We start from the raw sequence: 13,362 nt of genomic DNA on the forward strand, positions 1-13,362 counted from the left end.
GCAAAAAATTAAATGCTGCTAATGGAAAAACTAACCGCAATTATACCTGCTGGTAATGAAATTCATAATATTGAAGAGGTTATTAAATCTGTTAGTTTTGCTGATGAAATTTTGGTTGTAGATAGTCTTAGCTCTGATGGAACTTTTGAAAAAGCACAAGAGCTTGCGACAAAAGTAATTCGGCGTGATTATGAATATTCTGCTTCACAAAAAAATTGGGCTATTCCCCAAGCAAAATATGAGTGGATTTTGTTAGTCGACGCTGATGAACGAGTAACACCAGAATTACAAAAAGAAATTCAAAGCGTATTAAAGGAACCTAAACCTGACGTTGTAGCCTATTGGATTGGTAGGATGAATCATTTTATGGGTGAACGCGTAAATTATAGCGGTTGGAAAAACGATAGCGTAATTCGTTTGTTTAAACGCGATTTTTGTGTTTATCAAGATAAGCAAGTACATGCTGAAATTATTGCTGATGGAAGAGTTGAACGATTAAAACATAAACTTTATCATAACACTTATATTACTTTTGATAAATATTTAGAAAAGATGAATCGTTATGCTTGGTGGCAAGCTAAAGATTACGACAAAAAAACTGGTAAACTTTCACCATATCATTTTATAATAAAACCTTTTTGGGGCTTTTTCAAACATTACATAGTACAAGGTGGTTTTAGAGATGGTGTAGTTGGTTTAGCTATAGGGTATATACAGGGCTATGTTATTTTTATGAGATATATAAAGTTGTGGCTTTTAAGAAAAAACAGACATTAATTCATTATTTTTTTAACTTAAATTTCTTTTTCAACCGCTTTTTACGATGAAATTTTTGTTGAAACTCTTCGGTTTCTCTCCACATTAAATTGAATATTTTGTTGTAATCTTCACCTGTACATTTGGCATATTCCTCACTCATGGTTTCAACCATAAATTTATGAGTTGTTAAGCGAGAAAAATTCTTAATACGAGTTTCAAAATCTAAAATTCCAAAATTCATTCTATTTAAATCTACCAAGTAAAAATCATAAGAATCACCATGACGCTTTATTAAAGTATTCCCCGGAGAATGGTCCAGAAAATGAATTCCTTTTTTGTGCAAAGAATAGGTAAATCTTGTAAAAGCACGAAGCATTTCATCATAATCTGGGTAATCAAATTTTTTAGTTAACTCCCTGTAAGTCAAATCACAATCCAATTGTTCACTTACATAAAAACTTTTATTAAATAAAAACAATGACTTGTATTCAAAATAAGCTATTGGTTTTGGTGTACCAACCTTTAAAGCAATTAGTTTATTAGCATATTCAAAAGAACGCTGTGCCTTACTTTTTCTAAAAAAATTATAAGCTATTTTATTAACTATATTTGGTATTTTAAAAGCTTTAATATTTAAATTACTTGCTTTTAATTTTACAATTTTTATAATATTTCTATCGCCTTCTCCTCCTTTAATCGAATCAAAATTCTGAATTAATTTAGTTAATTCACTTTTAAACTCACTATCTAAATTTTTATCAAATATTTTAATTTCTTTCATTTTAATAAAATAAGCTTGCTCAATAAAATTTTGAATTCCAACAGGAAATTTAAAACAACACAAATATAAGCTTCATAACATGAATGAAGAAATAAATAAAGCATTACAAGTTTTAAATAATGTTTACTATGTCGTAAATTTGCAACGTGAAAAAATCTGTAATAAGTGATAGTTAAATATCAATTTTAACAACCATTTTAAGCCAAAGATTTAAGAGCTTAAAATTGCAAATTGCATCAATGAATTATAAAGAAGCATTAGAAAACCCTATATTTAAAATAATCTCTAAATCTGCTGAAGAATTAAATTTAGACAGTTATGTGATAGGTGGGTTTGTTCGCGATTTTATTTTAAAACGAGGTAATGCTAAAGATATTGATGTTGTAGCTATTGGTGACGGTATTAAACTTGCTAAACAAGTTGCATTAAATCTGCCAAATCAACCCAAAATTCAGGTTTTTAAAACCTATGGCACGGCGATGCTTCGTTATAATGATATTGAAGTAGAATTTGTTGGCGCTAGGAAAGAATCTTATGATGAAAATAGCAGAAACCCTTCCATAGAAAAGGGCTCGTTGCAAGACGACCAAAACCGAAGAGATTTTACAATTAATGCCCTGGCGCTTAACTTAAACACAAGTGAATTTGGGGATTTGCTAGATCCTTTTAATGGTATTAACGATTTAGAAAAAAAAATCATAAGGACACCGCTAAATCCAGATATAACATACAGTGACGATCCACTTAGAATGATGAGAGCTATTCGTTTTGCAACGCAATTAGACTTCACAATTGAAAATAAATCGCTAAGCGCCATCTCAAAAAATAGCAACAGAATAAAAATAATAACAAACGAACGCATTGTAGTAGAACTTAATAAGATATTAGAAAGCAAAACACCTTCTATTGGTTTTCTATTGCTTGAAAAAACAGGGCTATTAAAATACATTTTACCAGAATTAACAGCCTTAAAAGGCATTGACGAAGTTGATGGTCAACGTCATAAAGACAATTTTTATCATACTTTAGAAGTTGTAGATAATATTGCAAAAAACACCGAAAACTTATGGTTACGTTGGGCTGCTCTATTACATGATATTGGTAAAGCTCCCACAAAAAAGTTTAGCAAAAAAGTAGGATGGACCTTCCATGGACACGAATTTGAAGGCTCTAAAATGGTATTTCATTTATTTAAAAGATTGAAAATGCCATTAAATGATAAAATGAAATTTGTTCAAAAAATGGTTTTTATGAGTTCCCGCCCAATTGTTTTGGCTCAAGACATAGTAACCGATTCTGCTGTACGCCGTTTAGTTTTTGATGCGGGCGATTATGTAGATGATTTAATGACGCTTTGTGAAGCAGATATTACTACAAAAAATTCAAGAAAATTCAATAAATATCATAACAATTTTAAAATAGTTCGGGATAAAATTGTTGAAGTTGAAGAACGCGATCATATTAGAAATTTTCAGCCACCAATATCTGGTGAAGAAATAATGAAAACATTCAAATTAAAGCCATCAAAAGAAATTGGTAGAATAAAAGAAACCATTAAAGAAGCTATTTTAGAAGGAGAAATTCCAAATGACTATGAATCTGCTTATAAACTAATGCTTAAAGAAGGTGAACGTTTAGGTTTAAAACAAGTATGAAGCAATGATTAGTGTTATCAGGACAAGTTCAGAAAATATTGATTTTGAAAACTTAGTAAACCAACTCAACTCTTATTTAAAAATTATTGATGGTGATGACCATGCTTTCTATAATCAATACAATAATATAGATGTTTTAAAAAACGTGATAATTGTATATGTAAATGAAAAGGCTTCTGGATGTGGAGCTTTTAAAGTATTTGATAAAAACACAGTTGAAATTAAAAGGATGTATACGTGTCCAGAAAGTAGAGAAAAAGGAGTTGCTTCCAAAGCGTTAAATGCTCTTGAAAATTGGGCTAGAGAATTAGGGTATAGAAATATTATTTTGGAAACTGGCAAAAGACAAGTTGAAGCCGTAAATTTCTATAAAAAAATGAATTATACTCTCATAGCAAATTTCGGTCCATACAAAGGTGTTGAAAATAGTTTATGTTTTAAAAAAGAACTGATTTAAAATGAAAAAGGATAACAAAAAAGTTATTTATTGGTTACTCACGGGTTGTATATTGATATTCATAATGGTTGTTGTTGGAGGTATTACTAGGCTAACACATTCTGGTTTATCAATTTCAAACTATAAATTAATTTCAGGAACCATTCCTCCAATGAATGAGGTTGAATGGGAAGCCGCTTTTGATTTATACAAACAATACCCTGAATACCAAAAACTTAATAATCAATTTACACTTCAAGATTTTAAAGACATCTATTTTTGGGAGTGGATTCACCGCGTTATTGGTAGGTTTATTGGATTAGTATTTCTTATTCCATTTATTTTCTTTTTAGCTACTAAACAGCTTTCAAAATCGACAACTAAAAAAGCTATTATTCTTCTTTGTATGGGTGCCTTCCAAGGCTTTTTAGGTTGGTATATGGTTAAAAGTGGGTTAGTTGATAATCCGGACGTAAGCCACTATAGACTGGCAGGACATTTAACAACAGCTTTTTTAACTTTTGCATATACCTTCTGGGTTGCTTTAGACTTAATTTATCCCAATAAAAAACAAATTAATATTCGCTTTAGGCATTTTATAAGATTTGGATTGATCATTTTAGTTATTCAAATTATTTACGGAGCTTTTGTGGCTGGTTTAGATGCTGGTTTTATTCACAATCATTGGCCGTTAATGAGTGAAGGACAGTTTATGCACGACACCGTTTTAATAGAGCAACAACCTGTTTATAAAAACTTTATTGAAGGAAAAAGTGGCGTTCAATTTGTGCATAGAATTTTAGCTTATATAGTAGTGCTATTTATTATTTTAATTTGGCGAAAATCAAAAAAATTAAATCTAACCAAGCTTCAATCTAAGGGTATAAATGCACTATTATTTTTTGTTGGTTTCCAATTTTTATTAGGAGTATTTACCATACTATTACAAGTTCCTGTTTGGCTTGGTGTTTTGCATCAAGTTGGAGCATTTTTCTTATTAAGCGCCATGATTTTTACATTGCATCGCTTCAGTAAATAAATATAAAAAAACATATCTTTGTACCTTTAATATTGGACCATGATTTACAGATTTAGAGTTATACTTGATAATGATACAGAAGATGATATTTTTCGCGATTTAGAAATTCGAGAAACTGATACTCTTGAAGATTTGCACAATATAATTACACAATCTTTTGGCTTTGATGGTTTAGAAATGGCATCGTTTTACTTGAGTAATGACCAATGGGATCAAGGTGAAGAAATTTCAATGGTAGATTTAAGTGAAGGGCAACAATCAATTCGCCTTATGAACGAAACTACCTTAAATGATGTAGTACATGAAGCGCAAACAAAACTTATTTATATATACGACTTTTTAAGCATGTGGACTTTTTATGTTGAACTGGCAGAAATAGTAGATGAAGCTCAAGGCTCAGATTATCCTAATCTTATGTTCGTTCAAGGACAAGTACCAGATACTGCTCCTGAAAAAACGTTTGAATCGCATAATTTAGATGAATTAAGTGAGTTTGATGACGGTATTGATGTAGATGATTACGATAATTTAGATTTTGACGAAAACTGGAATTAGTCTAGTTCTAAAGGGTTAACATTTTCATAGTTTCTAGTTAAGAATTCTAATGAATATTTTAGAATTTCTCCCATATTCTTACTCTTTTTAAAGTTCACATCATGGGTATATTCAAATATGGTCATTTTTAATAAATCTACATGAGATTTTTTCGAAATATCATCTTCTTCTATACAAGCAATAAGCCTATTTACTCTGTTATAAAAACTCTTTAAACGCTTCACTAAAATAGAACGCTCCTCTGTTTTGTATTGATCTATTGATAGCTTTTGAATATTGTTAGAAACCAATTCTACCATTTTAAAGTTTTCTTTAAAAAATTGAGGTCTGTAGATATTAAATTTACCCTCGTAGGATTGTTGATCAAAATCTATAGCTCTAATTTTATAAACAACCTTATCAAAATCATGAGTGGGTACAATAACATAATTATAAGATCGCATATCTCCTAACAACCTAATCATACAACGTTCGTTAAACTTTACAAACTCTTTAGCTATTTGAGACTTTTCAGATTTTGTGCAATTTGGCAACATGTTTTTAATAAACTCATCTCCAGGAATTCCTACAATATGCTCTTCAATCAAAGTATTTTTATAGACCAAAAAGTTTAAGTTATATGGCGATAACATATGCTCTAATTCTAAACCATAAATCCTTGAAGCATCAGCAATTTTCACATAAAAATAAGTAGAGTTGTCATTTAATATATTTCGGATTTTTATTCTGAAAGGTTTAGAATTTCCAAAAGTGCAAAAATCTATAGCATCTACACTTAAAAACGGTAATATATTTTCATTTCCGTCAGAATGAAAAATGGTATACACTTTCTTTAATGCAGATTCAATTTCTTCTCTTTCAAATTCATTATAATAAACACGTATCCACAAAGTGTCTTTTTCATCTTTATCATAAACCACAATAGATCCTTGAAACCTCAATAAATCTTCATAAAAAATAGGAATTTTTATATTTCTATTATATTTAGATAGATATCGGTGAAGCTTTTCGTTTATAGGATATGATGGCTTTCTTTTAGATATTTTTAAATCTTGCATGGGTTTAAAACTTAACCAAATTTAATGTTTTATAGTTAAAAATGTAACAAAAATCAAAGAGGATCGTCATACTTTAATAACTAACCAATGTCGGTTTCAAATTCGACATTAAAAAATTATAATTTGGAATCCATACTTACAATTAGTAACCTAACAAAAAAATTCGGGTATTTAACAGCTGTAAAAGATTTATCATTCACCATAAACAAAGGTAATGTTTACGGTATTTTAGGACCCAATGGTAGTGGAAAATCTACTACTCTTGGTATAGTTTTAAATGTTGTTAATAAGACTGAAGGAGATTTTCATTGGTTTGACGGGAACACATCTACACATGATGCTTTAAAAAAAGTTGGAGCCATTATTGAGCGTCCAAACTTTTACCCTTACATGACGGCATCACAAAACCTTAAATTAGTTTGCAGAATTAAAGGTGTTAACTACGATAAAATTGACGAAAAACTTGAAATTGTTGGTTTATTAGATAGAAAGAACAGTAAGTTTAAAACCTATTCTTTGGGTATGAAACAACGTTTAGCTATTGCTTCTGCCCTACTAAATGATCCTGAGATTTTAATTTTAGATGAACCTACAAATGGTTTAGACCCTCAGGGTATTCATCAAATAAGAGAAATAATAAAACAAATTGCTGCCAAAGGCACAACAATATTATTGGCATCACATTTATTAGATGAAGTTGAAAAAGTATGTTCGCATGTAGTGGTATTGAGGAAAGGTGTAAAACTCTATTCTGGCCGTGTTGATGAAATGATTTCTAGTCATGGTTTTTTTGAATTAAAATGCAATAAACAAGAAGAACTAGTATCTTTTTTAGAAAATCATAATGCTTTTGGAAACATAAAAATTCAAGATGATTTAGTTACTGCTTTCTTAAATGAACCTATGAAATCTGAAGATTTTAACAAACAACTTTTTGAGCAAAATATAATTCTAACCCATTTAGTGCAACGTAAAGAAAGCTTAGAAGAACAATTTTTACAACTTACTGACAATCAAAAAAACTAATCCCAACCAAATGTTACGACTTTTAAATTTAGAATTACAAAAACTTTTGCTTAACAGAACAAGTAAAATACTCATTTTTGTATCTTTCATTTTACCCTTTTTTGTAATCTTATTATCATCATTAAAAATTAATGTTTTCGGTTTTTTTACTCTAGAACTAGGAGAACTTGGTATTTTTAATTTTCCAATAATTTGGCATTTAACAACCTTTTTTGCCTCACAATTTAAATTCTTTTTTGCCATAGTTGTAGTAAGCATGATTGGTAACGAGTATAGCAATAAAACTATAAAACAAAACTTAATTGACGGATTGAGTAAAAAGGAATTTATTCTGTCTAAATTCTACACTATTGCTTTCTTTTCACTTGTTTCTACAGTCTTAATAGCTCTCATTTCTTTTTGTATAGGCTTGTACTATTCAAGTTATAATGAAATGAGTATCGTAATACAAGAAACTAATTTTCTCGTAGCTTATTTTGTTAAACTTATGGGATTCTTTAGTTTATGTTTGTTTTTTAGTATGCTTGTAAAACGATCTGCTTTTGCATTAGCGTTTTTATTTATTTTATACATATTAGAATGGATAATTTTTGGGTTACTATCATGGAAAATAGACATGAATACTGCTGAAAAAATTCAAAATTTCTTTCCGTTAAAATCGATGTATAAGCTAATAGATCAACCTTTTCAAAGAATAGCGATGAGTAAATTTCCAGAAAAAGCAGATTTAGTTTACGATTATGCTGTACACTGGCACGAAATAGCTATAGTTTTAGGTTGGACAGCACTATTCGTCTTTTTATCGTTTAGATTATTGAAAAAGCGAGATTTGTAATATCTTTGATAGCATTTGCTATGTAAAAGATGAAACAAAAAATTTTCCTTTTAATAATTATTTTAACTGGGGCTAAAGCACTATCGCAAAACCAAGCAGCGAATTGGTATTTTGGTGAAAATGCAGGTTTATCCTTTAATTTAGATACAAATTCAGTATCAATTACTACTGATGGACGCTTAAACACTAGAGAAGGTTGCTCATCAATTTCAGATGATTCTGGCAATCTTTTATTTTATACAGATGGTATAACAGTTTGGAATAAAAACCATGTAACAATGGCTAATGGTTCAGGTCTATTTGGTGATCCATCCAGCTCGCAGTCTGCTATTATTGTGCCCAAACCCGAATCATCAAATATTTACTACATTTTTACTGTTGATAATAATTTGAATGGTTTTAATTTTGGATTAAACTATTCCGAAGTTGATATAACTCTAGATAATGGTTTAGGTGCTGTAACTGACAAAAACACAAATCTTTTAGGAGTTTGCTCAGAAAAAATTACAGCCGTTTTAAAAGATTGTATATCTGGTTCTATTTGGGTTTTAGCCTATGCTTCTAAGGATGGAACAGAAGAAAGGCTTTATGATACTTTTCATGCTTTTGAAGTCTCCCCATCAGGTGTAGATTCCAATTCTGTAAAAACAACGTTAACTCCAATTGTTTCAGATGGAAGAGGTTATTTAAAACTTTCTCCTGACGGGAAAAAAATAGCTTCAGCAAATGTTCGTGATGGATTATTTATTTATGATTTCGATGTATCAACTGGAACTCTTACAAATAAACAAACTATTAATTTATCTGACACAAATGGAAATATTTTTCCATATGGAGTTGAATTTTCTCCAAACAGTAATTTGCTTTACGTTCATTCATCGAACGATTTTTTTGACTTTGACGATCCCAGTAATGGTAATATCCCATCTAATCATACATCAATTTTAGCTCAGTTTGACTTATCAAATAACAACCCAAGTGATTCTAGAGTTATAATAGACGAGAGACAGCTTTACAGAGGTGCTTTACAACTTGGTCCTAATGGAAAAATATACAGAGCATTAAGTGCTACATATAATGAGGGCTTACCATTCCTTGGTGTAATAGAAAACCCTAATACTATAGGAAGAGGCTGTAATTATATTCACAACGCAATAAATTTAACTCCATTTAATTCCTCTCAAGGACTTCCTCCATTTATATCTTCATTTTTTAATACTGAAATTGATATCATTAAAAATGGTGAGAGTTCAATTAACCTAGCTTTGTGTGATGGAGATAAGTATACTTTAATATCTGAAAATATTTCAGGAGCATCCTACATATGGACACTAGATGGTGTTCCATTAACTGAAACTGATTTTGATTTAGAAGTATCAAAAAGTGGTCATTATCAAGTTTACATAGACCCTAACAATGGAGATTGTGCTTTTGAAGGTCAGGCTTTTGTAGTTTATAATCAAAATCCTGAAGCATTTAATCACACCATTTTACAATGTGATGAAGATGATATTATTGATGGTTTTACAACTTTCAATTTAAACGAAGCTAATCCTGAATTAACAAATAATAACAGTAACCTTTCAACGAGGTTTTATACAGACATCGCTAGAACAAATCAAATAAATGGTTCTTCATTTAGTAATATTTCTAATCCTCAAATTATTTACGTAGAAGTTTATGACACAAATACAAACTGTTATGATATTTCTGAGCTCGAAATTAGTGTTAGTACCACAGATTCAAATGATGTATCAATTACAATATGTGATGATGATGGTGTTGAAGATGGTTTTCAAACATTTAACTTAAGTGAGGTTAATTCTCAAATTGTAAATGGCTTACCAAATGGTTTAAATATATCTTATTTCGAAACATATGAAGATTCTTTATTAGAACAAAACGACTTAGGATCATCCTTTACAAATACTATTCCGTACAATCAAACCATATACGCAAGAGTTGAAAATGCAAATAATTGTTACGGCATTAGTGAAATCTCATTAAAAGTTGATGAATTACCTAATATTGAAATTGAAAGCTCAAACTTCTATTGTTTAAATAATTTCCCTAAACCAATAATCATAAATGCCGGGGTTATTAATGATTCTCCAAGTAAATATACATACTTGTGGAGTTCTGGAGAAACAACTTATAATATTGAAATAAATGAACCAGGAGAATATAATGTTTTAGTAACTAACAGTAATGGTTGTTCTAAAAGCAGAAAAGTAAATATAGAACCATCAAATCTAGCCACTTTTAATGCTATTGACGTAATAGACGTTACAGATAACAATACTATAACAGTAATGGTTTCAGGTGAGGGTATTTACGAATATGCACTTTTTAAGGAAAACAATAACCTTATTATTCCTTATCAAGAAAATAATATATTTGAAAATGTGTCTCCAGGAATTTATTCTGTATCAGTTAAAGATGTAAAAAATAATTGTGGCTCTGTTGAACAAAATGTATCAGTAATTGGTTTTCCAAAATTCTTTACACCAAATAACGATGGAATAAATGATACTTGGCAAGTTTATGGTGTTTCTAGTATGTTTCAACCAAATAGCAAAATACTTATTTATAACCGTTACGGAAAACTAGTTCAGGAGATAAATCCGCTTGGACAAGGCTGGAATGGCACTAGTAATGGAATAAAACTCCCTTCAGATGATTATTGGTTCTCTATTACCTTGCAAGACGGAAGAATATTTAAAAATCATTTCACTTTAAAATATTAATTTTTTGAAATTTCAATTTAAAATTTGCTTACAATACCTATTAGTATTTTTCTTTTGTTCAACTTTTTGTTTTGCTCAAAATGATTGTGTGGATGCCATTATAGTATGCGGAAATTCAAATGTTAATTTAGATGTAAATGGTTCTGGAATTAGAGAATTTGATAATTCATGCTTTAGTAACGAGAATAATAGTGTTTGGTTACAAGTTACTGTAATTACAGATGGGACTTTAGGTTTTACTTTAACCCCAGAGAGTACTAACTTAATTGAAGACTATGACTTTTTTGTGTTTGGACCTAATGTAAGTTGTGGGAATCTTGGTAGTACTATAAGATGTTCTACTACTAACCCCCTGGCTGCAGGCTTGACTAGCAATTTAACAGGAATGAATAGTACAGAAACAGATTTCACTGAAGGACTTGGTCCTAATGGTAACAGCTTTGTTAGATGGCTAGATACTGAAGCTGGACACACTTATTTTATTGTGATAGATAGACCTAGAGGTAGTAGTGGTTTTAGCTTAGAATGGACAGGTACAGCTACATTTTCTGAACCACCAACTGATGAATCTACCAATCTATCAACGCCTAACCCAACTACTCTAAGCATTTGTGATGTTATAGCTCCTGTTGATGATGGATTTACTGCGTTCGATTTAGAGTCTAAAACAAGTTCAATTAGAGGAAATCAAACAAATGTGGATATCACCTATCATGAAAGTGAAAGCGATGCTATTATTGGAATAAGACCCTTAATCAGTCCTTATACTAATATTACAAACCCGCAAACTATTTTTACAAGAATTGAAAACTCAACTACCGATTGCTTTGATATTTCAAGTTTTGATTTAGAAGTCTCCATAGGTTTAGATTTTTTCAACCCAATTAATTATTCAACTTGTGACGACTTAAATGATGGTGACGACACAAATGGACAGGCAATATTTGACTTACAAACTCTTGACACTATTATTTTAGATGGTCAAGATCCTGCAAATGTTAACATTAATTATTACAGAACAGAAAATGATGCGATAACAGAAACCTCTCCTTTACCAGATTCATATTATAATACTAGACCCTTTAATCAGGAAATTTTTGTAAGAATTGAAGATAATTTTAATCCAGATTGTAGGAGTATTGCTAGTATAAATTTAGTTGTGAATTTAAATCCTGAAGCCTTCAACCATACTATTTTACAATGTGACGAAGACGGAATTAATGATGGTTTCACACTCTTTAACCTCAACGAAGCTAATATTAATCTAACAGGAGGATTACCTAATCGATCTACTGAATTCTATACAGACGTTTCTAAAACACAAGAAATAAACGCAGACTCGTTCGCCAATACAGTAAATCCGCAAACTATCTATGTAGATGTTATAAATGATGTTACAGGTTGTAAAAGTGATTCAGAATTAACCCTTGAAGTAAGTTTAACCGACTCTAATAATACGAGTTTAATCGTTTGCGATGATGACGGTGTAGAAGATGGTTTTTACCAATTTAATTTAAATGATGCTGATAATGATATCACAAATGGTTTACCAATTGGCTTAGATATTTCATATTTTGAAACTTATAATGATGCACTTCTAGAAGTTAACAATTTAGATGTAGTTTATACAAATACAATAGAATACAATCAAACTATTTATGCTCGTGTTGAAAACGCAAATAACTGCTATGGCATAAGTGAAATAGTTCTTACTGTTAACGAATTACCAAATATTGATACAGAAAGTTTAGCACTTTATTGTCTCAATACTTTTCCAAACACAATTACATTAGATTCTGGTATAATTAATGATTCTCCCATTAATTACAGCTATAATTGGTCAACTACAGAAAACACTTTTAGTATAGAAGTTAACGAAATTGGAAATTATAATGTTACAGTAACTAATACAAATGGTTGTTCAAAAGAAAGAACAATTACTGTAAATCCTTCTAATATAGCAACTATTGAGACTATAGAAGTTATTGACGTTTCTGAAAATAACACAATAACAGTTTTGGCATCTGGAGAGGGTACTTATGAATATCAGCTAATTAATACAAGCAATAATATTTCTAGCCCATATCAAGAAAGTAATATTTTTGAGAATGTTTCTCCTGGAATATATACTGTAAATATTAGAGATATAAAAAATGAATGCGGTATTATTAATCAAAATGTTTCAGTTGTTGGTTTTCCCAAATTCTTTACTCCTAATAATGATGGAGTTAATGATACGTGGCAGGTAATTGGTATATCAAATATGTTTCAAGCAGATTCTAAAATATTGATTTTTAATCGCTTTGGAAAGCTAATAAAAGAGATCAACCCTTTAGGAGAAGGGTGGGATGGATTATTTAATGGAGAAAGACTCCCTACTGATGATTATTGGTTCTCTGTAAAACTCCAAGATGGTAGAATTTTTAAAAATCATTTTACACTTAAGTACTAGATTTAATTACCGAAAAACC

General features: G+C 30.2%; 11 protein-coding genes. 9 read left to right on the forward strand and 2 right to left on the reverse strand.

Going from position 1 to position 13,362, the window contains the following annotated elements:
* Nucleotides 1–21: 21 nt before the first annotated feature.
* On the forward strand, nt 22–777 hold the full coding sequence (locus tag ABD939_RS14845) for a glycosyltransferase family 2 protein (protein ID WP_345170238.1): 756 nt from the start codon (nt 22–24) through the stop codon (nt 775–777).
* Nucleotides 778–781: 4 nt separating this feature from the next.
* Here ABD939_RS14845 and ABD939_RS14850 read toward each other — a convergent pair whose 3' ends face one another.
* Nucleotides 782–1,540 (reverse strand): Kdo domain containing protein, encoded by a 759-nt coding sequence (locus ABD939_RS14850; protein ID WP_345170239.1) that lies wholly within the window; start codon nt 1,538–1,540, stop codon nt 782–784.
* A gap of 239 nt (nt 1,541–1,779) precedes the next feature.
* Between ABD939_RS14850 and ABD939_RS14855 the strand changes: the two genes are divergently transcribed.
* From ABD939_RS14855 to ABD939_RS14870, 4 genes are read left to right on the forward strand one after another with little or no spacing between them, the layout of a single operon-like run.
* Nucleotides 1,780–3,195 (forward strand): CCA tRNA nucleotidyltransferase, encoded by a 1,416-nt coding sequence (locus ABD939_RS14855; RefSeq protein ID WP_345170240.1) that lies wholly within the window; start codon nt 1,780–1,782, stop codon nt 3,193–3,195.
* 4 nt (nt 3,196–3,199) lie between these two features.
* A complete protein-coding gene (locus ABD939_RS14860; protein ID WP_345170241.1) occupies nt 3,200–3,652 on the forward strand; it encodes a GNAT family N-acetyltransferase in 453 nt (150 codons plus the stop codon).
* A gap of 1 nt (nt 3,653) precedes the next feature.
* Nucleotides 3,654–4,670 (forward strand): COX15/CtaA family protein, encoded by a 1,017-nt coding sequence (locus ABD939_RS14865; RefSeq protein WP_345170242.1) that lies wholly within the window; start codon nt 3,654–3,656, stop codon nt 4,668–4,670.
* A gap of 39 nt (nt 4,671–4,709) precedes the next feature.
* Nucleotides 4,710–5,225 carry an IS1096 element passenger TnpR family protein gene (locus ABD939_RS14870; RefSeq protein WP_345170243.1) on the forward strand — a complete coding sequence of 172 codons (516 nt, stop codon included), beginning with the start codon at nt 4,710–4,712 and terminating at the stop codon, nt 5,223–5,225.
* On the opposite strand, the gene ABD939_RS14875 is transcribed toward ABD939_RS14870, so the two are convergent.
* The gene (locus tag ABD939_RS14875; RefSeq protein WP_345170244.1) at nt 5,222–6,283 is read right to left on the reverse strand and encodes a hypothetical protein; all 1,062 of its coding nucleotides are present in this window, start codon (nt 6,281–6,283) and stop codon (nt 5,222–5,224) included. The two genes, ABD939_RS14870 and ABD939_RS14875, sit on opposite strands and share 4 nt — an antisense overlap.
* Nucleotides 6,284–6,406: 123 nt before the next feature.
* Between ABD939_RS14875 and ABD939_RS14880 the strand changes: the two genes are divergently transcribed.
* The 4 genes from ABD939_RS14880 to ABD939_RS14895 all read left to right on the forward strand — a co-directional run bounded on the left by ABD939_RS14880 (nt 6,407) and on the right by ABD939_RS14895 (nt 13,343).
* On the forward strand, nt 6,407–7,309 hold the full coding sequence (locus tag ABD939_RS14880; protein ID WP_345170448.1) for an ABC transporter ATP-binding protein: 903 nt from the start codon (nt 6,407–6,409) through the stop codon (nt 7,307–7,309).
* A 10-nt stretch (nt 7,310–7,319) separates the two neighbouring features.
* The gene (locus ABD939_RS14885; RefSeq protein ID WP_345170245.1) at nt 7,320–8,144 is read left to right on the forward strand and encodes an ABC transporter permease; all 825 of its coding nucleotides are present in this window, start codon (nt 7,320–7,322) and stop codon (nt 8,142–8,144) included.
* 29 nt (nt 8,145–8,173) lie between these two features.
* Nucleotides 8,174–10,891, forward strand: coding sequence for a T9SS type B sorting domain-containing protein (locus ABD939_RS14890; RefSeq protein WP_345170246.1), 2,718 nt, complete (start codon nt 8,174–8,176; stop codon nt 10,889–10,891).
* Between the two features lie 88 nt (nt 10,892–10,979).
* The gene (locus tag ABD939_RS14895; protein WP_345170247.1) at nt 10,980–13,343 is read left to right on the forward strand and encodes a T9SS type B sorting domain-containing protein; all 2,364 of its coding nucleotides are present in this window, start codon (nt 10,980–10,982) and stop codon (nt 13,341–13,343) included.
* Nucleotides 13,344–13,362 lie beyond the last annotated feature (19 nt).

Source organism: Algibacter aquimarinus, assembly GCF_039543265.1.
Lineage (GTDB): Bacteria > Bacteroidota > Bacteroidia > Flavobacteriales > Flavobacteriaceae > Algibacter_B > Algibacter_B aquimarinus.